General features: G+C 64.3%; 16 protein-coding genes. 2 read left to right on the top strand and 14 right to left on the bottom strand.

Going from position 1 to position 19977, the window contains the following annotated elements; genetic code table 11:
- Positions 1-30: 30 nt before the first annotated feature.
- On the bottom strand, positions 31-474 hold the full coding sequence (gspG, locus tag NCG91_RS13335) for a type II secretion system major pseudopilin GspG (RefSeq protein WP_251350031.1): 444 nt from the start codon (positions 472-474) through the stop codon (positions 31-33).
- A 262-nt stretch (positions 475-736) separates the two neighbouring features.
- On the opposite strand from gspG, the gene NCG91_RS13330 reads away from it, so the two are divergent.
- Positions 737-1102 (top strand): protease inhibitor I9 family protein, encoded by a 366-nt coding sequence (locus NCG91_RS13330; RefSeq protein ID WP_251350030.1) that lies wholly within the window; start codon positions 737-739, stop codon positions 1100-1102.
- Positions 1103-1108: 6 nt separating this feature from the next.
- Here the strand turns inward: NCG91_RS13330 and NCG91_RS13325 are convergent, their stop codons facing one another.
- From NCG91_RS13325 to NCG91_RS13305, 5 genes are all read right to left on the bottom strand, one after another.
- Positions 1109-1792 carry a LuxR C-terminal-related transcriptional regulator gene (locus NCG91_RS13325; protein WP_251350065.1) on the bottom strand — a complete coding sequence of 228 codons (684 nt, stop codon included), beginning with the start codon at positions 1790-1792 and terminating at the stop codon, positions 1109-1111.
- Positions 1792-2502, bottom strand: a complete 711-nt coding sequence (locus NCG91_RS13320) for a winged helix-turn-helix domain-containing protein (RefSeq protein ID WP_251350029.1) — start codon at positions 2500-2502, stop codon at positions 1792-1794. Before NCG91_RS13320 ends, NCG91_RS13325 begins: the two co-directional genes overlap by 1 nt.
- Positions 2503-2653: 151 nt before the next feature.
- Positions 2654-3622, bottom strand: a complete 969-nt coding sequence (locus NCG91_RS13315; RefSeq protein ID WP_251350028.1) for an IS1595 family transposase — start codon at positions 3620-3622, stop codon at positions 2654-2656.
- 144 nt (positions 3623-3766) lie between these two features.
- On the bottom strand, positions 3767-4405 hold the full coding sequence (locus NCG91_RS13310; RefSeq protein WP_251350027.1) for an NF038129 family PEP-CTERM protein: 639 nt from the start codon (positions 4403-4405) through the stop codon (positions 3767-3769).
- Between the two features lie 10 nt (positions 4406-4415).
- Positions 4416-7430 (bottom strand): ExeM/NucH family extracellular endonuclease, encoded by a 3015-nt coding sequence (locus tag NCG91_RS13305; protein WP_251350026.1) that lies wholly within the window; start codon positions 7428-7430, stop codon positions 4416-4418.
- 449 nt (positions 7431-7879) lie between these two features.
- On the opposite strand from NCG91_RS13305, the gene NCG91_RS13300 reads away from it, so the two are divergent.
- Positions 7880-8602, top strand: coding sequence for a PEP-CTERM sorting domain-containing protein (locus tag NCG91_RS13300; RefSeq protein ID WP_251350025.1), 723 nt, complete (start codon positions 7880-7882; stop codon positions 8600-8602).
- A gap of 65 nt (positions 8603-8667) precedes the next feature.
- Here NCG91_RS13300 and NCG91_RS13295 read toward each other — a convergent pair whose 3' ends face one another.
- From NCG91_RS13295 to NCG91_RS13260, 8 genes are all read right to left on the bottom strand, one after another.
- Positions 8668-9708, bottom strand: a complete 1041-nt coding sequence (locus tag NCG91_RS13295; protein ID WP_251350024.1) for a TIGR03790 family protein — start codon at positions 9706-9708, stop codon at positions 8668-8670.
- A 74-nt stretch (positions 9709-9782) separates the two neighbouring features.
- Positions 9783-11237 carry a mannose-1-phosphate guanylyltransferase/mannose-6-phosphate isomerase gene (locus NCG91_RS13290; protein ID WP_099665069.1) on the bottom strand — a complete coding sequence of 485 codons (1455 nt, stop codon included), beginning with the start codon at positions 11235-11237 and terminating at the stop codon, positions 9783-9785.
- A gap of 20 nt (positions 11238-11257) precedes the next feature.
- On the bottom strand, positions 11258-12412 hold the full coding sequence (locus NCG91_RS13285) for a nucleotidyltransferase family protein (RefSeq protein WP_251350023.1): 1155 nt from the start codon (positions 12410-12412) through the stop codon (positions 11258-11260).
- 49 nt (positions 12413-12461) lie between these two features.
- Complete coding sequence (locus NCG91_RS13280; RefSeq protein ID WP_251350022.1) at positions 12462-13721, bottom strand: glycosyltransferase family 4 protein; 1260 nt, start codon at positions 13719-13721, stop codon at positions 12462-12464.
- Complete coding sequence (locus NCG91_RS13275) at positions 13702-15012, bottom strand: nucleotide sugar dehydrogenase (protein WP_077400992.1); 1311 nt, start codon at positions 15010-15012, stop codon at positions 13702-13704. Before NCG91_RS13275 ends, NCG91_RS13280 begins: the two co-directional genes overlap by 20 nt.
- Positions 15009-17024 (bottom strand): heparinase II/III family protein, encoded by a 2016-nt coding sequence (locus NCG91_RS13270; protein WP_251350021.1) that lies wholly within the window; start codon positions 17022-17024, stop codon positions 15009-15011. The genes NCG91_RS13275 and NCG91_RS13270 overlap by 4 nt, the downstream gene beginning before the upstream one ends.
- Before the next feature lie 7 nt (positions 17025-17031).
- On the bottom strand, positions 17032-18900 hold the full coding sequence (asnB, locus tag NCG91_RS13265; RefSeq protein WP_251350020.1) for an asparagine synthase (glutamine-hydrolyzing): 1869 nt from the start codon (positions 18898-18900) through the stop codon (positions 17032-17034).
- Positions 18901-18926: 26 nt separating this feature from the next.
- Entirely contained in the window at positions 18927-19961 is a 1035-nt protein-coding gene (locus tag NCG91_RS13260; RefSeq protein ID WP_251350019.1) for a glycosyltransferase family 4 protein, read from the bottom strand.
- Between the last annotated feature and the right edge of the window lie 16 nt (positions 19962-19977).

Raw genomic sequence — 19977 nt, 5'->3', positions numbered from 1 at the left:
TTGTCCGTAGGAAAAAGAATGCTGCTGGCGTTATTGCGAACTGATGTCGGCGTTCTCGCCGCTGCCGCCCGGCTGGCCATCCTTGCCCATCGAGACGATGTCATATTCGCCCTTGCTGCCCGGGGCGCGGTATTGATAGGCATGGCCCCACGGGTCGAGCGGCACGGCCTTTTTCAGGTAGGGGCCATTCCAGCGCGTGCCGGCGGCGGGCGGCGCGACCAGCAGCGCGGCCAGGCCTTCTTCCGTGCTCGGGTAGCGCCCCACGTCGAGGCGGTAGGTGTCGAGCGATTTTTCAAACGCCTCGATCTGCGCCTTGGCCACCGTCACTTCGGATTTGCCCAATTGGGCGAAATATTTGGGGCCGACATACGCCGCCAGCAAGCCGATGATGACGATGACGACCAACAGTTCGAGCAAGGTAAAGCCGCGCGCATGGCGCGTTGCTGCAAGGTTCTGCCTGTGTGCTGCATGCATCCGGTAACTCCTTATTGCCTACCTTCAATACATTGCCGCCATGTGCACCGCTGGTGGCCGCGCACAGGCGGCGCGCGCCTGCCTGATGCCTAGCAGGCTACCATGCCGCTTATGGTTAATACAATCTTTTGTTTGTACTGAAAACAACAAAATACCAGGGGAAACCATCGCGTTTGCACTAACGCAAGTCGCGCGCCACCTGTCCCGCGGCAGGCGTACAATCGGCGCATGTGCGGCCACGCCGCCTGCCTTGGGAGCTTGCATGTCTGCAATCCGTTTCAGCCTTGCCATCCTGGCCGCCGCCAGCGTACTGCCTGCCGGCGCGTCGGCGGCGCCACAGCGGCAGCCATATATTGTTGAAGTGCGCATGCAGTTGACGCCGCCTGACGCAATCCAGCGGGAAACCCAGCGGGAAGCGGGACGGCGCGCCGTGCTGGCGCTGGTGCCCGATGCCATCGTGCAATATCACTACACGGCCGCGCTGAACGGCTTTGCCGCCCTGCTGACGCCGGCCGAAGTCCAGCGCCTGCGCACCAGCCCCCTCGTCGCGCGGGTGGCGCCCGACACCGAGGATCAGTTCAACAGCGGCGGCATGCACCGGACCGCCGCACCCCGGCCGCAGCGCTAAGCGGCATCAGGCGGCCAGCAGGCGCAGCGCGATGCCGCGTGAGACGGCTTGCGTGCGATTGCTCACCCCCAATAATTTATAGATGCGCTGCAAGTGGCTTTTCACGGTCCCCCCGCTGATGCCGAGGATTTGCCCCACCTCTTCATTGCTCTTGCCGATGCTGACCCAGTGCAGCACTTCCAGCTCGCGCGCACTGGCCGCGCGCGCCGCCCCGGCGGGAGCTGCCTGCGCGCCGTCCGGCAGCGCCAGCCAATGCAGATGCAGGCAGGGCAGCAGCAATTCCAGCACGTACGCCTGGCGCGCCGGGTCGGGCCAGGCAGCGCAGGGGGCACGGAACAGGGCAAAGAAACTGCCGCCGCCAGCGCCTGTGCTGCCATGCACGAGGGTCCCGTCGATGAAGGCGACGCGCCGCCCGCCAGCGCGCCAGGCCTGCGCCAGCCGGGCCACCTGTCCGTGGCGCGGGTCGCTGAAGTCCCGCACCTCGGCCTCGGCCAGCACCACGCTATGCCAGGTCGCGCTGCGCACCACGCCGCCATCGGCGCCCAGTTGCGCGCAGACGAGGACGGCATGCGGCAGCAACGCCTGCAGCGGCCCCTGGCTCCACAAAAAGAAATCGCCGGGCGCGGCGATGCCATGCGCGCCGAGTATGGCGTGCAGCAAGTATTCCTGTTCCCGCCCCGTCAGCAGCATCAGGCGCACACGGCGGTGTCAAACGCCAGGTAGCGGTAGCCGCTGCCGCGCACGGTTTCGATACGGTGGCCGCAGCCGCCCGGCAGCAAAGCCTGCCGCAAGCGTCCCACGTGGGCGTCGACCGTGCGTTCGTCCAGATACGCGGCATGGCCCCACACCTGGTCCAGCAGTTGCGCGCGGCTATGCACCCGGCCCGGATGGTCCATCAAAAAATGCAGCAGCTTGAATTCCACGCGGCCCAGGCTGACAGGCACGCTGCCGGCCGTCACGCGCCGGGTGTGCGGATCGAGCCGCAAGGCGGCGCCGTCCGCGCTTGAGCCTGCGCGCAAGGCCGCTGGCGCGCGCCGGCGCAGCAGCGCATGCACGCGGGCCAGCATTTCACGGGGGCCGACAGGCTTGCACAGATAATCGTCGGCGCCGCTTTCCAGGGCCAGCACCTTGTCCTGTTCGCTGTCGCGCGCGCTGACCATAATGATGGGCAAGTCGCACAGCACGCCATCCTGGCGCACCTGGCGCAGCAGCGCGATGCCGGACGCATCCGGCAGCTCCCACTCCAGCAGCAGCACGTCGGGCGGATCGGCGGCCAGCAAGGCCAGCGCGCCGCGCGCATCCACGGCGCAGCTGACCCGGTAGCCGGCGCCTTGCAGGTTATGCACCAGCAAGGCTTGCGAGGCTGGCGCAGGATCCAGCAGCAGAATATGACGGCGCATCGATGCATCCTCCCGAAAAAAGTGGGCGGCCCTCCCTGAGAAACTAGACGGCACGACAAGTTTTTGACTATGCATCAAGCGTAAAACGGTGACTAATACAATTTAGTTTCCTGATTTATAGCTATTCCGAATAAATAGGCGAAAAAAAAGGCTATGTCACCGTCAAATGTGGGAATGCTCCCAGCGTTGCTTTCAATAACGTTTCTGGTGAACGGATGCGCCTGGCGTCGAGTATCCAGCGCCAGCCCAGGTAATTCGGCAGGTAGCGCGTCGCCACGCCGCGAAAGGGCCGCAGCCAGTCCCGCAGACGGCTGTGATACGCATTGACGTTCTGCACATGCGCGGCGCCCTGCACACGGATGCCTGCGCGCAAGTTGACGGCCTGGTGGCTGATGCCCGCTTCCCTGGCAAACGCCCGGTAGGCGGCATGGCCATCCGTTACCAGCAGGACATCCTTATCGATGACGGGCAATAAACAGCGGTGCAGCTGTGCCTTCGTCAACGCCCCTTTGCCCGTGATGAAATCGAGGGTCTGGCCTGTGCGGTCGCGCGCCACCAGGATACAGACCTGCTCATCGGAAATGCCGCGCTGGCGGGCATGGCCGCCCCGGCGGCGGGCCGGACGCGTCATCTGCCTGGATCCCTTTTCCGATTCCAGCACATATAACTCGTCCGCCTCGGCAATGCCATGCAGGCCATGCGGTCGATCCGTCCTGGCGACGCGGAGAAAACGGTGGCGCCAGCGAAACGTGGTGTTGCGGTGCAATCCCAGCTGCTGAGCGGCCTGGCGTACCGACCTGGAATCGAGCAGGCAATCGGCATAGGCGATCCACAACGATTTATGGCGCAAGCGGGACAGCGGCGTGCCCGTCAAGGCATTGAAAGTGCGCCCGCACGGTACACAACGGTAGCGCTGCAAGCCATGCGCATGGCCATGCCGGTGCAGCTGATGCGCGTGGCAGGCGGGACAGGCCAGGCGCGGCTGCGCCACGCTTTCCAGCAGCGCAACGGTCGCGTCATGTGGCGCGTTGCCACGCAGCAAGGTTATGCCTGCCTGCCGCTGGCGCCGGTTCAGGTAAGCAAACTGTGCGATAAAGCTGATCCAGTCGGCTGGCTGCATGATCTGCTCCCTGTATGGTGAATATGCAGAGTCAGACAGCGCAGCCAACGGAAGATTCCGGCATTTCCCCTACTTGCCGATGACAGAGCCAAAAAAAACACAGCGCACCGAGGGCGCGCTGTGTTCAGGCGGAACAACGACTATTTATGCTGGCGTGACGAACTGGCGCCGGCGCAGGGCAAAACCGATCAGCGCCAGGCCGCCCGTGAGCATCATCCATTCCGACGCTTCCGGCACGGCCGAGATCGTCGCGATGCTGGCGTAGGTGCTGCCGGCTATGCTGGCGGGCAAGCCTCCGTTCAGCGGGGTCAGTTCGAATTGCAGCAGGTTGCCATTCGCATTGCCCAGGTAAGCCATACCCGTGTAGTCGAGCAAGCCCACCCCAAACGTCGTGCCCGCGTTGCCGGCCGTGTTCAGGAAGTCGCCGCCGAAGACGACGTTGAAACCGAACTTGCCGCCCAGGGTCACGTTGTGGAACCAGTCGTTGTAGGCGCCGCTATTGCCGAAGGTCAAGGTACCGGGCACGCTGCCGCTGACATTGCCTTCCAGCGATTCCAGCGCGCCGAACGCGCCCGAAAAATTGCTGAGCACGGCGCTGGCGCCCGGCGCGGGGCTGTTGCCGGCGATAAAGGCGAAGTCGAGGAAGCCGGCGCCGGAAAAGGCGCTCGTGTCGATTTCCACGCGATAGGCCAGCGGGTCCGCCAGCGCCACGCTGGAGCTGGCGGCCAGCACGGCGGCCAGCACGGCGCGGCGCAGGGCCGGATGGAGTTTTGTTGTCAACATGATGGTGTCCTTAGAAGTTGCCGGCATAGATGCTGGCCGAGTAGGTGATCGTCACTTTCGACGGATTGGTGAAACTGACGGCAAACGAGGCCGTCGCGCCCGGCGCCAGGCTGGCGGCGTTGACGGTGACATATGCGGCGCCCGCATGGGTGCCCGTGGCATTGGCCAGGCTGACGCCGGCCGGCAAGCCGCCGAACGCCACCTGGAACGAGCCGCTCAAGGCGCTCGTGCCCGTGTTGGTGAACGAGAACGTGCCCGTGTATTTTTGCGTCGCGCGGTTGTACGCGAGGCCCGAGCTGGCCGTCGAGACGGCGGCCGTGATGTCGCGGTAGGCGGGCTGCAAATCCAGGCTGATGACGACCGGGTCGTGGTCCGAGGCGCGGTAAGGCAAGGCGTTGTACAAGTCTTGCGGCTTGGCCGAATCGATGTTGTAGTCGATCACTTCCGGCTCGTCCGCATTCACATGCCATTCGGCCACGCCGGCCACTTGCGGGCTCAGCGACGCGCTGGCCAGCGCGTGGTCGAGGTAGCCGCTCTGGCCGCCGAATACATACGAGTACGGCATGCCGGACGGCCGCACGAAACGCTCGAGTTCATTGACGAAGCCGGCGCCCGTGATGACCTGGATCGGGTCTTCCGCGCCATAGGAATTCAAGTCGCCGATGACCAGCACGTCAGCGTCGCCGGCAGCGGCCGCCACCTGCGGCACGAAGCTGCCCACCAGGCGCTGGGCTTGCTGCACGCGGGTGGCGTTCCAGCAGCTCTGGCTATCGTTCTGGTCCGCATCCAGCCCGCTCGACGGGCAGCTGCCCTTCGATTTCAGGTGGTTGACGATCAGCGAGAATTTCTCGCCATTGCTCGCAAGAAAAGTTTGCGCCATCGGTGGCCGGTTGTTGATGGCGTTGGCGTCCGACAATGCGCCGCCCACCAGGCCCAGCTTGCCCGGCTTGTAGATCATGGCCACGCGGATGGCGTCCGTGCCCGTGGCGGCCGGCTTCGGCACCACGGCATACGTGACGCCGCCGATGGCAGCGTTCAGCTGGTCGACCAGATAGGTGACGGCGATTTCGCCGTTGTTCTGGATTTCCATCAAGCCCACCACGTCCGCATCGATGGCTTTCAGTTCGGCCACGATCTTGTCGCGCTGGCGCTCGAATTCGGCCAGGTTGTCGGCGCCGCGGCAGTTCGACTTGGTGGTCGAGGCGCCCAAGGTGCAGCCCTGCCCCGTCTGCCCAAAGATATTGTTGCCATTCGTAAAGGTCGTAAAGAAATTCAGCACATTCGCGCTGGCCACCTTGACGTTGCCGGATGGCAGTTCCGGGCTGCCCGTGCGCGGGTTGTCGCGCGAAAACTGCGGCGTCTGCGTCGGCTGCAATTTATATGCGGCGCCGCCACCGCCGATGGCACCGAAATCGACCACGCCCGTCAGGTCGGCCACCGTGTCGCCGCTGCGCACGGTGTTGTCCTGACCGATGTAGGGAATCGTGGGCGGCGTGACGAAAATGCCATCATCGAGCACAATCAGGTTGTTCGCATTGGCGGCGATCAAGGCTTGCGCTTCGGCGGAGCCGGCCGGATAACGGTTGGTCGGCACTTCGCGCCGGCCCGCCGACAGGGTCAGCTCGCCGCGCGCGCCCAGGTAGGCGTTTTGCGACACGGTCAGGGGCTGGGTGAAACGCACCAGCATGCCTTCCACGGCGGCCAGCTTGTCGTTCGGCAAGGTCACATTCGTCGGCACGATGCCGTGGCCCGCGCTTTGCGTGAGGATGGCCGTCACGTCCTTCAATTCCGTGTAGGAATTCTTGGCGCCCGTGGGCGTGTATTCGAACACCGTGCCCGTCACGCGCACCAGCTCGCCCGGCTGCACGGTGGTGGCCGTCGCGCCCGTGTACACGAAGATGCCGTCCGACGTCGATGGATCGCCGTCGCCGGCCGCGTCCTGGATGAAGAAGCCCGTGCCCACTTTCAGGGTCACCACGCCTTCCGTCGTCTGCACGGAATTGGCGTAGGGGCTGGCCGCGCCGCTGCCCTGGATTTGCGGAATCGTGTGGCTGACGGCGGCCAGGCCTTGCACGGCGACATCCACCTTGCAGGTAGCCGTCTGCTGCTGGTCATTGCTGAAGCTGACGATCACGGGATAATTGCCCACCGGCACGCCGGCGGCCACCAGCAGGCTGACCATGGCGCTCTCGCCCGCCACGCCGGCCGCGCTGAAGTTGGCCAGGCTGATGCCGGCCACGGCCGGCGAACTCAAGATAGCGGCGTTCACGACGCCATCCGCGTCGGACGCGCGCAGCACGGCGCTGCCGCCATTGCCCACGGCCAGGGCCAGGCTGGCGGGGCAACTGGTGATGATCTTGTGCACGACGGGGCCGCCGCAGACATTCAGCGGCGAGGCCGTATTGCGCGGCGTCACGCTGCCGGTGGCAAAATCCGCGCTGTTATCGTCCGTGTCGCCGCAGCCGCCATTGGCGCGCAGAATCGCCAGGGTATTCGAGGGCGCGGGCGCCACGGCGCCTTCGAAGCCGTTGGCCGTGCCGAAGCCGACCAGGTCGATGACGGCCGCGCCCGTGGGGCTGGCGCCCACCTGGGCTGTCTTGCTATTACTCAACAGTACCTTGCCCGTTGTGCCGGACATGGCCAGGGTGCCCGTCGCGTCCGGCGTCGGCAAGTCTTGCGTGCCGCCCGTGCCCTTGGCTTGCTGGACCAGCAAATACTGGCCAGGTTGCAAATCGATAGCCGGCAAGGCCGTCACGGACCAGCTCGTGTTGGCGGCGGCGCCGTACTGCACGCTCCAGTTGCTCAGGTTGACGGGACTGGCGCCACGATTGAACAGCTCGATGAAATCGTTGCGGTACACGGCGCCCGTATTGCCGCCGCCCCCATATACCTGGCTGATGACGACATCGGATACGGCCAAGGCTGGCAAGGACAGGCTGGCCAGCACGGCGGCCATGACCGTCAGGCGCAACGGTTTACGCAGGGACGAGAGCGGGACGGACGGGACGGCAAGGTGGACATTCATGGTTTTCCTGGTCGGTAAGATGACGCCAACCCGGACAGGCGCTGGCAGGCTGTTCTTGACAAAATGATGACGAACTTATGATTTGCATACTAAACAGTGTGCATGACGAGTTGATGACATTTCATTAAGCTGAACGGAGTAATGCGCAGCACGGATCCAGGCTGGCGGCTGCCTGCCGAAAGTATCCTTTCAACAACGCCAGGCTGTACAAAGCAAGCCAGGTCGTTATGCCGCTGCACAATATGATATAATTCAAACAAATAAGTTTAGTTCCTGATAAGAAATTGAACGGCAACACCAGACCCAGTAGTGCAGGCCCCATCCATGCCTGACCTTGAAACGCACTCCCTGCCTTGCTCGCAACAGTAGCCTGGACGGGAGCGGCAACAATCGCATGCGGACATACGCGCCCAGCGGCGCACCCTTCCATGCTTTTTGAGAGATCGATCATGCCAACACCAATTTTCACGCCAGCCTCTTCCCGTCCCTTGCTGCTGGCCGCGGCCTTGATGTTCTTCGGCGCCAGCGCCCAGGCACAAACGGCCGCGCCTGCGCAAAAGAATGAAAAGAATTGCCAGGCCAGCACGCAATCGGCGAATGGCAATACGAAAGACGCCAACCTGGACGGCACCTACAGCGCCTGCAGCCTGGCCAATGGCTTCATCGGCTCCGGCACGCGCACCAACGACGGCTCGAACAAGACGCCGGAATTTGACGGCATCGTGTCCGACCAGGAATTCCGCAACTCGTCCTCGGCCGAGAATAATCACCGCCTGACCGCGCGCCAGTTGCCTGACGGTGCCGGTGCCGGCGAACCGCGCAAGGTGCGTGCCAGCGACGACCGCGACTTCAGCTTTATCACGCGCGACTTCGTGGCCGCCGAAGAAAACCGTCCTTTCGATGACGCGGCCGGCTACCGTGGCCCGGGCCGTTCGTACCAGGCCCGCAGCGGCGACACCCAGGCGCCATTGATCGTTTCGTCGTCGCTGGGTGAAAACTTGCCCACCGGCAGCAACGGTGTCGGCGGCGGCGGTTCGGGTGGCGGCTTTACGGGCGGCAGCATCCTGCCCGTGACGCCGGAAATCCCGGCCGTGCCGGAACCGGAAACCTATGCCATGCTGCTGGCCGGACTGGGCCTCGTCGCCCTGGCGCGCCGCCGCAAAAGCAAGTAACCGTCACGCAGCACCATGAAAAAAGGCCCGCAAGGGCCTTTTTTATTGTCTGGAAGAATACGGTTTCAGCGCCGGAAACCCGCATACGGCGCCGCCAGCGGGTCGCCGATGAACAGGCCCTGGGCCGGCCACAGCACGCTGCCCCAGTACGCTTCCAGCGCCGTGCTGCCGGACAGGTAGCGGCGCAGCAGCACGGTCGGATTGGGAAACTTTTGCCAATAACTGCACGGTTCGCTGACGGTGCCATAGCTGGCCGTCGCGCCCGCCTCCAGCCAGCGCTGGCTGCTCATCTGGCTACTGCCCTGCAAGTCGCCGCCAAACGAGGTCAGGTGGTCGGCCAGGGCGCCGGGCAGGAAATGCAGGGTTTCCAGCTTGGCCACCTTGGCCTGCCCCGTCTGGTACACCATGATGTCTTGCGCCCCTTCCAGGCTGTCCGCCTTGAGGTTCTTGACGGTCAGCTTGCGCTGGCGCACGACGCCGGCGGGAGGAAAGAAACCGGCCCGGCTGTTGCGCACCGCGTCGCTGGTGGTCAAATAATAGGCGCTGGCGGCCGGCACGGAAAAGCCGCTGACGGTGCCGCGGTCCACCACGGCCTTGGCCTCTTCCACGAAATCGACAGGCAGCAGCATCGACAGGCGCAAGCCCAGCTGCGTGTAGGGCTGCGCCGCCTCGCTGTTGAAATACTTGCTGGGCCTGCCGGGATCGCACGTCTTCGCGCATTGATCCCCGTCATAACCGAGGGTGAAGGCGGCGGTGATGGCATTGCATTCGACGGCATACGGCGCGCTCCACACCATCAGCACGGCCTGGATCTCGGGTTTCAGCTGCGCATTGATGCGTTCCTTCAACTGCGCGAACTGGTCGATGCTGAGCTTGCGGGGGCGGTTGGGAATATTCACGTGCGCCACATTCGCGGCAGGAATGCCGTGCGCCTTGCGGTAGTACTCGCCCACCTCGACACTGTTGGGTTCGGCGTCGTTGATGACGATGGCCAGCTGCGACGCCTGCAAGCCGGGCGGCGCCACGGCTGCGGCAGCGGCGGCTGGCGCGTCGGCATGGGCGGCGCCGGCGGCCAGCGCCAGCGAAAGACAAAGGAAGTTGCGCAAGGGTCGGTACACCGGTAAGTGAGGGATCGGAGGCAGCCGGCCAGGGGCGCGGCTGCCCTGTGATGAGAACGCCATCAGGCGCGCTGGTAGACATCCTCCAGGCGCACGATGTCGTCTTCGCCCAGGTAGCTGCCCGACTGCACTTCGATCAGGTGCAAGGGCAGCTTGCCCGGATTTTCCAGGCGGTGCGTCATGCCGATGGGGATATACGTCGATTCGTTTTCCGTCAGCAAGGTCACCTTCTCGCCGCACGTGACTTGCGCCGTGCCGCTGACCACCACCCAGTGTTCGGCGCGGTGATGGTGCATCTGCAGGGACAGCTTGCCGCCCGGATTGACGGTGATGCGCTTGACCTGGAAGCGCTCGCCGATATCGATGCCTTCATAACTGCCCCACGGGCGGTACACCTTGCGGTGCTGCACGTGTTCGCTGCGTCCCGCCTGCTTCAAGTGGTCGACCACCTGTTTCACGCGCTGCACCTGGTCCTTGTGCGCGATCAATACCGCATCGTCTGTTTCCACCACGACCAGGTCCTGCACGCCCAGCACGGCCACCATGCGGCGCTCGGCGCGCACCAGGCAATTGCTCACGCCATCGAGATACACGTCGCCGCGCACCACGTTGCCGTTGGCATCCCCCTGCTGCACTTCCCACAGGGCCGACCAGGAACCGACATCGCTCCAGCCTATGGCGGCCGGCAACACCACCGCATGCGCCGTATGTTCCATGACGGCATAGTCGATCGAATCGGATGGGCAGGCGGCGAAGGCCTGCTCTTGCAGGCGGCAGAAATCGAGGTCGCGGTAACCGTCGCGCACGGCCGTTTCGCAGGCGGCCAGCATGGCGGGCTGGAATTGCCCCAGCTCGCCCAGATAGCGTTCGGCGCGGAACATGAACATGCCGCTGTTCCAGAAATAATTACCGGCGGCAAGGAACGACTGCGCCGTGGCCAGATCCGGCTTTTCCACGAAACGCTCGACCTTGCAGCCCGCGGCGCCCGGATTGACGGGTGCGCCGCTGCGGATGTAGCCATAGCCCGTTTCCGGCGCCGTCGGCACGATGCCGAAGGTGGCCAGCGCGCCATCGGCCGCCAGCAGGGCCGCCTCGGCGATCGCCTGGTGAAACGCGGCCACGTCGGTGATGACATGGTCGGCCGGCAAGACCAGCATCAGCGCCTGCGGGTCGATGGCCAGCAGGAATTGCGCGGCCACGGCTACGGCCGGCGCCGTGTTGCGCCCCACGGGCTCAAGCAAGATGCCCAGCGGCGGCAAGCCGATCTCGCGCAGTTGCTCGGCCACCATGAAGCGGTGCTCGTTGCCGCATACCACCAGCGGCGGCATGACGTCGAAACCGGCCAGTCCGCTATCGCCGGCACGGCGGTTGGGCAGGCTGGTCACGCGCAACGCCGTTTCCTGCAACATGGTCTTGTCCGTTACCAGCGGCAACAGTTGCTTGGGCAACACGGCGCGCGACAGCGGCCATAAACGGGTGCCCGAACCGCCGGACAGGATGACTGGATAAATTTTCATGGTTTCACTTCGCAAACAGTTTATTGGGCAGCATACAGGGCCGGCGGCGTTTCGTCGCGGCGCAGGCTGCGCCGGTCGCGCGCATTGCCCCAGGCATCTTTTTCATAGTCGGAGACATGGCGCATCTGGCCGGCACGGTCGACACTATAATCCTTGAAGACGATCATTTCATCCAGCACCACGCCAGGCAGCACGCGCGTGTACTCGAACAGCACGCTGCGCACCACTTCGGCGCCGCCGCAGACGTGGCTGCCATGGCCGATCCAGGCCGGCCCGATGATGGTCGTGCCCGCTTCGATGCGGCAGCCCGAACCGATGTAGACGGGGCCTTCGATGCGCGTGCCGCCGCTCCAGTCGATGCTCGTGTTCAGGCCGGCCCACACGCCATCGGCGATCTGGGTGCCAGGCACGTGCAAATGGGGCACTTTTCCCATCAGCACGCTTTGCAGCACTTCCCAGTAATCCTTGATGCTGCCGATGTCGATCCAGTTGTACTGGCGTTTTTGCGCATGGAAGGGCAAGCCTTGCGCGACCAGCAGGGGAAACAGTTCCGAGCCGATATCGAAGGGCTGGCCGGCGGGAATCAGGTCCAGCACGGCCGGCTCGAACAGGTAGATGCCGGTGCTGACGCAATTGGACAGCGCATCGGCCTGCGCCGGCTTTTCCTGGAAGGCGCGCACGCGCCCATCGGCACCGCTGACCACCACGCCATAGCTCGACACCTTGTCCCACGGCACTTCCAGGGTGATGACGGACGCCAGCGCGCCCTTGCTGCGGTGCTCGCGCAGGGCCGCTGCCAGGTCGAGGTCGATCAAGGCGTCGCCGCACAGCACGATCGTCGTATCGTCGAAAAAGCCGCCGAACTCCTGGATCTTCTTCATGCCCCCAGCCGAGCCGAGCGGTTGCGGCACGACCTCGCCCGCATCGTTCGTATAGCCTTCGAAGGAATAGCCGATGCGCACGCCGAACTGGTGGCCTTCGCCGAAATACTCCTCGATCTTTTCATGCAGATAACTGACGTTGACCATGATGTCGGTCACGCCATGCTGCGCCAGATGTTCCACCAGGTAAGCCATCACGGGTTTGCCCAGGATGGGGATCATCGGCTTGGGCAAATCATAGGTCAGGGGCTGCACGCGCGTGCCCTTGCCTGCTGCCAATATCATCGCTTTCATCGTCAAACTGCTCCATCAGGGTTGGGGATGGCTGGCCAGGCGGCGCACTTCAGCGGCCATCCTTGCTCAAGGTCACGGGAGCGGCGGGCGCGGCGGGAAACAGGCGCGCATACGCGGCCAGCAGCTTCGGCGCTTCATATTCCCACTCCAGTTCGTTGATCACGCGATGGCGGCCAAACGCCCCCATCTGCTCGCGGCGGGCCGGGTCGTCCAGCAAGTCGACGATCTTGCGCGCCATGTCGATGGGATCGTTCTTCAATGCATACAAGGATGCCTGCTGCGCGGAAACCTTGCCCTCGACCAGATCAAACTGCACGATCGGTTTGCCCAGCGCCATGTATTCCATGATCTTGTTCATGGTCGACTTGTCGTTCATGTCGTTGGCCACATCCGGATTCACGCACACATCGGACGTATTGAGCATTTCCAGCAATTGCTGGTCCGGCACGCGCCCCGTAAACGTCACGTAGTCGGCAATGCCCAGGTCCTGCGCCATCTGCTTCATCTGTTCCAGCGAGGTGCCGCCGCCTACCAGGCCGAACTGCACATCTTCGCGCTTCAGGGTTTGCACGATGTATTGCGCCGCCTGCAGCAGCAGGTCGATGCCTTCCTGCGCGCCCATCACGCCCACGTAGCCGACCAGGTAGGCGCGCCCCTTCTTGAGTTCCGCCACGGGCGGCAGCACGCGCAGGCGGTCCAGCTTGGGTCCGCTGCGCACCACGTAGACATCCTCGGGCTTCATGCCGCCCCGCTCGATGGCGATCTTCTTGTACGACTCGTTGGTGGCGATCGACACGTCGGCGCTCCGGAACGACCAGCGCTCGAACAGCACCATCAGTTTATAAAAGAAATCGCGCCGGCCGAACTTGGCTTCGTACAGCTCCGGATTGATGTCATGGTGGTCAAACAGGAAACGCTTGCCCATCGTCAACTTGAAGAAGCCGCCGATGAGGAACAGCAGGTCGGGCGGATTGCAGGCGTGGATGACGTCGAAGCCGCGCGCGAAATGCACTTTCCATGCCAGGCGGAAAGTGTGGAACAGCGCCAGCGAGTATTCCACCAGATAGCCCTTCGCCCCTTCCGCTTCCAGCGGCAGGTGGTAGCGGTAGATATGGATGCCGTCGATGGCTTCATAGCGCGACTCGTAGCCCTTGCCCGTCGGGCAGATGATCGACACTTCATAGCCGTTCGCATGCAGCGTGGTCGCTTCCTGCCACACGCGCCGGTCGAACGGCGACGGCAGGTTTTCCACCAGGATCAGCACCCGGCGCGGCTGTCCTGCCACGGTGTTACCAGCAGATGCCGTCATATTGCTCTCCACTTTGTTCTTTGCTGATGCGCACCAGGTCGACGATATGCTGGTGCGGCTGCAGGCTGGCGGGCACGGTCTTGAATTCGGCCGCGCCATTGCCGATGACGATGGTGTCGGCAAAATCGAGCACGTCCTGCATGTTCGTCACCATCAGCTTGGAAATGTGCGGGATGTGATTGAGGATGTAATCCTGGTTGGCGCCCGTCAAGGCGGCCAGGTTGACGTTCTTGTCGTACAGTTTCAGCTCGTAGCCCTTGCCCAGCAGATACTCGATGACATCGACCAGCGGCGACTCGCGCAAGTCATCCGTGCCGGCCTTGAACGAGAAGCCCAGGATGCCCACCTTGCGCGCACCTTTGTCGACGATCATCTTGATGCCTTTTTCCACTTGCCGCTGGTTCGACGGCAGGATAGAGTTCAGCAAGGGCAAATCGAGGTCCAGGCTGCGCGCCTTGTAGGTCAGCGCGCGCACGTCTTTCGGCAGGCAAGAACCGCCGAAGGCGAAGCCCGGCTTCATGTAGTACGGCGACAGGTTCAGCTTGGTATCCTGGCAAAAGATTTCCATCACCTTGTGGCCATCGATGCCGACGGCCTTGCAGATGTTGCCGATTTCATTCGCGAACGCCACTTTCACGGCGTGCCAGGTGTTGTCCGTGTACTTGACCATCTCGGCCGTTTCCACGTCCGTGCGCACCAGCGGCGCATCCATCTTTTCATACAGCTGCACCAGCAGCGCGCCCGCCTTTTCGTCGGATTCGCCGATCACCGTCTTCGGCGGATTGTAGTAATCGTAGACGGCCGTGCCTTCGCGCAAGAATTCCGGGTTGTTGCACACGCCGAAATCGACGCCGGCCACCTTGCCCGACGCCGCTTCCAGGGTCGGGATGACGAGCGAACGCATGGAGCCGGGCAACATGGTCGAGCGCGCAACGACGACGTGGAAAGTATCCTTTTCACGGATGGCGGCACCGATTTCCTGGCACACCTTGCGCACGTGGCTCAGGTCCAGGTTGCCATTGAGCTGCGACGGCGTGCCCACGCAGATGAGCGACATGTCCGAACCGAAGACGGCGTCGCGCACGTCGAAGGTGGCGCGCAAATGGCCGCTCTTCACGGTGGCGGCGATCATTTCGCCGATGTCTTTTTCAATGATGGGCGTGGTGCCCTGATTGATCAGCTCCACCTTGGTCCTGTTCGGATCGACGCCGATGACTTCGTGTCCATCCGTTGCCAGGCAACCAGCCGAGACGGCACCCACATAACCCAAACCAAATATGCTAATTTTCATGTTTTCCTCGTATTTTCTGACAGATCAGGGGTAGCCAAACTCAGGTGAAACTCCGTGCGCAAGGTGGCTGCGCCTTGCAGCCGCCCGCGCCAGACCAACACAGGCGCAGCCTGTTTTTCATCGAAGCGGTGCGAAATCCAGCCCAGCGGCGGATGGTCGCTGCCGCATACCAGTTGCACGGAAGCATCCGGCAACGGCGGTAAATGCATCTCCAGCGCGAAAGCGTCGCCCGCCACGCGCAGCACCTGGCCATCCAGCTGCACGCGGCAGCGGGGATCGACGTGCCAGAACAATTCCACCTCATGCGCGCCCTGGCATTCGAGCACGTCATCGACCACGATCAGCGCGGCGCCGGGCGCCACGCGCACGTCGCGCCGGTGCAGCACGGCATCTTTCAAGCCCAGGTAGCCGTCATGGCTGGCGCTCCAGAATTGCCCATCGGCATCGTCACGCCACGCCAGGCACTCGGCCCTGGCCTTGCGCAGCCACAGGAAGTTGCCGCCCGACTCGGACTGGTCGCGGCCATCGATGCGCACGGTGTTGTGCGCGCTGGTGCCACGGAAATAATCGCGCCACTGCTTGTGCGTATGGTAGGCATAGGTACCCGGATCGACCAGCACCATCTGGCCCGCCACGGACAAGGTCAGCGCCAGCGCATCGGCGTGGCCGTGCGCGGCGATGCCCAGGTAGCCCAGCGGGCCGGCATCGGCAATCAGGCGCACTTCGTCGGGCGTGCCAAAGCCGGCGCCCATCACGTAATAGCCGCCATCGGGGAAGGCGCGCGGCAAGGTATCGGGCGCAGCGTCCGGCAAGGCGTCAAACGCCTGGCTCCCCGCCTCGCCCAGCAGCCAGGCGCTTTTCTCGTCGAAAGCGCGCGCCTTGGCCTTGAAGTCCGCGCGGCCGAACAGGGCCGCGCCGCTGGCCAGCAGCGACGTGTAGGGATTGGCGCCCGGTGCCTTATCCCAGTGCGCCAGCAGCGCATCGTCGGCGTCGCCGAGCATCGGCACCTCGCCCGCCACGTTCGTCATGGCGGCGATAAATTCCAGCATGGCTTCCAGGCGCCGCAAAAAGGCGGCCGAGCGGGGCCGGCCATTGGCGCGGCCCGCCAGCACGCACAGCAGCATTTCATCGGCCACCGTGTGCTGGTAATAAATGGCTTGCTCGCGGTTCACGCCATCGGGGCCATTCTGCTGCAGCGCCTGCGCTTCCAGCTCGCGTTCCGTCTGCGCCAGCCAGCCGGAACTTTCCGGCCAGCAAGGCCACGTGAGCGCGGCGATATGCAGGCCCGTCAATTCGCCAAACAGGTGGTTGTTGGCCGACGAGTGGCGCGAAAAGTGTCCCGCGATGAAGTGGCAATGCTGGTAGATGCTGTCGAGCCAGCGCTGCAGGAAGGCTTGCCCCTGCGCACCCTGGAACAGGGGGCTGTTGATGCCACCGAGCAAGTGCCACGCATGCGACCAGCTGACCAGGCGCAAGGCCAGCTCCAGCGCGCTGCTCCAGTTCGGTCCCAGCGGATACGGACATTGCTGCCACCAAGATTCGAGCAGGACTTGCACACCTTGCGCATGGCGCAAGTCGCCGCCGAGGCGGTAGGCCATCGCCAGGTCGGCCACGGCCAGGTGGCGGTTCGGTTCCCACAGGCATTTGATATCGCCCACCACGGTTTCGTCGCGGTAATTGAGCGTCTTGCCAAAATCCAAGGGCACGACGGTGCCCGTCTTCGGATCGCGGTTCCATTGCGGCGGGAAACCCAGCTCCGTATCGCGCAGGGCGAACACATCGAAACGGCCCGCGAGGATGCGCTCGGCCGCCGCCAGGTGCGGCGCCGTGTCGATGGGCATGCCCAGCCAGGGCGCGCCGAAACGCTGGCGCACGGCGGGCGGCGGCACATGCGCCAGGCCGTAGCCGCGCGCCTGCAGCCGTTGCTGCAAGGCATCACGCACGCGATGCGCCACCTCGGGCGCCCCCATGGCGCGCAAGCGGTTCAGTTTCCAGGACAGGTTGCTCAGCATGGACGTCTCACAGATACTGGCGGTGCCAGATTTCCAGGGTGAGCAAGCTCCACAGCAGTTTCTCGTGGTTTTGCCGTCCGGCCACGTGTTCGGCCAGCACCTGCTGCAGGGCTTGTGTATGGTAATAGTGGCGCGTGCGCGACCCGGCGCCCGTCAAGTGTTCGTACAGGTAATCCTTCATGGGGCCGCGGAACCACTCGTTGACGGGCACGCGGAAGCCCACTTTCGGCCGTTCCAGTATAGCTTGCGGCAACAGCTGCTTCATGGCTTCGCGCAAGATCCACTTGGTGGTGCGGCCGCGCACGCGGTACTCGTCCGGCAGGCTAGCCACATACGCGGCCAGTTCGTGGTCCATGAAGGGCATGCGCGCTTCCAGCGACGCGGCCATGGTCATGCGGTCGCCCCGCTCCAGCAGGTTGTCGGGCAACCAGCTCAGCTGGTCGAAGCACAGGATGCGGCGCAAGGCGCTGTTGCCGGCGCTGCCGCAGCCCAGCGAAGGATCGCGCTGGCGCGCCGGCGCCGGCATGGCCACCAGGCGCGCGCGTTCCTGGTCGGACATCATGCCGAACCAGCGCGGCATGCGTTCGTGGAACGCTTCCAGGCCCAGGTTGACGATGGCCGTCTTGGCGCGGCGGAAACGATACGGCAAGGCGCCGATGGCCGGCTCGATCAAGCCCCGGCGCAGTAGGCCCGGCAGCATCTGGTAGTTGCCCGCATAGCGCTCGTACACGTGCTTGGGATAGCCGCCGAGGATTTCATCGGAACCTTCGCCCGTCAAGACCATCTTGACCGTCTTGCGCGATTCCTTCGCCAGCAGGTAGATGGGAATGTCGGATGGCTCGGCCACGGGGGCGTCGCGGAAGCGCACGAGGTCGGGCAGCAAGGCGATGACCTGGTCAACGGACACTTCCAGCTCATGGTGTTCCGTGGAAAACTGACGGGCGATATCGGCCGCATACGCCAGCTCGCTGAAGCCGCCCTCCTTGAAACCGACGGAAAAAGTCTTCACGGGCACGCCCGCATGGCGCGACATCAGCGCCACGACGGCCGACGAATCGATGCCGCCGGACAGGAAGGCGCCGAAGGGCACGTCGGAAATCATGCGGATGCGCACCGATTCATCGAGCTTGTCGAGGAAGGTGGCGACGGGGTCGGCCGGCAGCGGGGCCGCCAGGCGGGGCCGGCTGTCGGGCGGCGTGTAATACACGCGCTCGCGCAGCACGCCGTTTTCCCACGTGGCCGTGGAACCGGGCGCCAGCTTGCGGATGCCCTGGAACAAGGTGGCCGGGCCCGGCACGTAGCGGTAGGCGAAATAATCCCAGATGGCGGCCTCGTCCGCTTGCGGCGCCACGTCCGGCAAGGCCAGCAGCGCCTTGATTTCCGAGCCAAAAGCCAGTTTTCCCTCGTGCTGCCACAGGAACAGGGGTTTCTTGCCGAACGGGTCGCGCGCCATGAACAGGCGGTCGTTGCGCGCATCCCAGATGGCAAACGCAAACATGCCGCGGAAATGCTGCACGCACTCCTCGCCCCATTGCACGTAGGCATGCACGATGGTTTCCGTGTCGGATGCCGTGCGGAAATGGTGACCCAGCGCGATCAATTCGTCGCGCAGGGGCTGGAAATTGTAGATTTCGCCATTGAAGATGATTTGCACATCGCCCGTCTCATTGCCCAGCGGCTGGTGGCCCGTGGCGATGTCGATGATGGACAGGCGGCGGTGCAGCAAGCCCACCTGCCAGGCGCCGTCGGCCGTGGCCGCGTTGAGCACGCCCGTGTCATCGGGACCGCGGTGCGCGATGGCGCGCCCCATGGCGTCGAGCGCCGCGGGCAAGCCGGCGACGGACGAGGGGAAAATCAAACCGGCAATACCGCACATATAAGCTCGCTTAAAAAAGGGTTCGGCTAGACTGCCGGCGGCGCCAGCAAGGCGCGGTAGACGCGGCGAAAATCCTGCGCCAGGCGCTCGACCGTATAGGCGCTTTCGATGCGCTCGCGGCACGCTTGCCCCATGCGCAGCAACAGGGCGCGGTCGCCGTCGAGGCGCGCGATGGCGTCCGCCAGCGCCTGGGGATTGCGCCGCGGCAAGAACACGCCATGCACGCCATCCTGCATCACGTCGGCAATAGCGCCCACGGGGCACACCAGGACGGGCGTGCGCGCGGCCATGCTTTCCAGCAACGCATACGGCAAGCCTTCCTGATGCAAGGTGGGAAAACCGAACAGGTCGGCCTGGCGCCATACGGCTTCCTTTTCGGCGCCAAAGACGGGGCCGAGAAAGCGCACCGCCTCTTGCAAGCCGAGCCCGGCGACGCGCTCGCGCAGCGCCGCTTCCTGGGGGCCGCTGCCGGCCAGCGCCAGCGTGGCTTGCACGCCTGCGGCGCGCGCCAGGCGCAGCCCTTCGAGCAAGTCGAACAGGCCCTTGCTTTCCGCCAGGCGCCCCACGTACACGAGTGACAGCGGACGCTGCGGCACGGGCGGCCTGTCGCCGGGGTCGCTGCCCGCATCGATGGCGTTGGGTATCACGTCGAGCGCCAGCGCGGGATCGAAATCGCGATAGCCCTGCAGTTCGCATTGCGCCAGCAACACCACCACATCGGCCGCGCGCAGCACGCGCCGCAGCAAACCCGTCAGCAATGGCTTGCCGTTGAAAAACACTTGCGGCAAGGCGCCGCCATGCACCTGGTACACGACGCGCTTGCCCATGGCCTTGGCCAGCAGCAGATACACGATGTCGCGCCAGTAGCTGCGCCACTCCATGGACGTGTTGATATGCACGATCTGCGGACGCTGCCTGCGCATGGCCTGCACGAACTGCACGGGGCTCCAGGCGAAACGCAGCAGCTTGTGCAGGCGCGACTCGTTGCGGCCCTCGCTGCCGACCTGGAAGTGCACGAGCTTGTAGTCTTGCGACAAAGAACTGTGAAATAGTTGATTCAAATGGGTGGTTACCCCG

Source organism: Janthinobacterium kumbetense (assembly GCF_023703445.1).
Lineage (GTDB): Bacteria > Pseudomonadota > Gammaproteobacteria > Burkholderiales > Burkholderiaceae_D > Janthinobacterium > Janthinobacterium kumbetense.
The sequence above is the reverse complement of the archived record's forward strand: the minus strand, read 5'-3'. Positions and strand labels throughout refer to the sequence as shown.

What these genes read in the sequence shown, in the direction of transcription:
- NCG91_RS13320 (WP_251350029.1), bottom strand. Translation starts at nt 2,502, where the DNA reads ATGCGCCGTCATATTCTGCTGCTGGATCCTGCGCCAGCCTCGCAAGCC.
- NCG91_RS13270 (WP_251350021.1), bottom strand. Translation starts at nt 17,024, where the DNA reads ATGCTGAGCAACCTGTCCTGGAAACTGAACCGCTTGCGCGCCATGGGG.
- NCG91_RS13285 (WP_251350023.1), bottom strand. Translation starts at nt 12,412, where the DNA reads ATGAAAGCGATGATATTGGCAGCAGGCAAGGGCACGCGCGTGCAGCCC.
- asnB (WP_251350020.1), bottom strand. Translation starts at nt 18,900, where the DNA reads ATGTGCGGTATTGCCGGTTTGATTTTCCCCTCGTCCGTCGCCGGCTTG.
- NCG91_RS13290 (WP_099665069.1), bottom strand. Translation starts at nt 11,237, where the DNA reads ATGAAAATTTATCCAGTCATCCTGTCCGGCGGTTCGGGCACCCGTTTA.
- NCG91_RS13325 (WP_251350065.1), bottom strand. Translation starts at nt 1,792, where the DNA reads ATGCTGCTGACGGGGCGGGAACAGGAATACTTGCTGCACGCCATACTC.
- NCG91_RS13305 (WP_251350026.1), bottom strand. Translation starts at nt 7,430, where the DNA reads ATGAATGTCCACCTTGCCGTCCCGTCCGTCCCGCTCTCGTCCCTGCGT.
- NCG91_RS13275 (WP_077400992.1), bottom strand. Translation starts at nt 15,012, where the DNA reads ATGAAAATTAGCATATTTGGTTTGGGTTATGTGGGTGCCGTCTCGGCT.
- gspG (WP_251350031.1), bottom strand. Translation starts at nt 474, where the DNA reads ATGCATGCAGCACACAGGCAGAACCTTGCAGCAACGCGCCATGCGCGC.
- NCG91_RS13280 (WP_251350022.1), bottom strand. Translation starts at nt 13,721, where the DNA reads ATGACGGCATCTGCTGGTAACACCGTGGCAGGACAGCCGCGCCGGGTG.
- NCG91_RS13310 (WP_251350027.1), bottom strand. Translation starts at nt 4,405, where the DNA reads ATGTTGACAACAAAACTCCATCCGGCCCTGCGCCGCGCCGTGCTGGCC.
- NCG91_RS13315 (WP_251350028.1), bottom strand. Translation starts at nt 3,622, where the DNA reads ATGCAGCCAGCCGACTGGATCAGCTTTATCGCACAGTTTGCTTACCTG.
- NCG91_RS13300 (WP_251350025.1), top strand. Translation starts at nt 7,880, where the DNA reads ATGCCAACACCAATTTTCACGCCAGCCTCTTCCCGTCCCTTGCTGCTG.
- NCG91_RS13330 (WP_251350030.1), top strand. Translation starts at nt 737, where the DNA reads ATGTCTGCAATCCGTTTCAGCCTTGCCATCCTGGCCGCCGCCAGCGTA.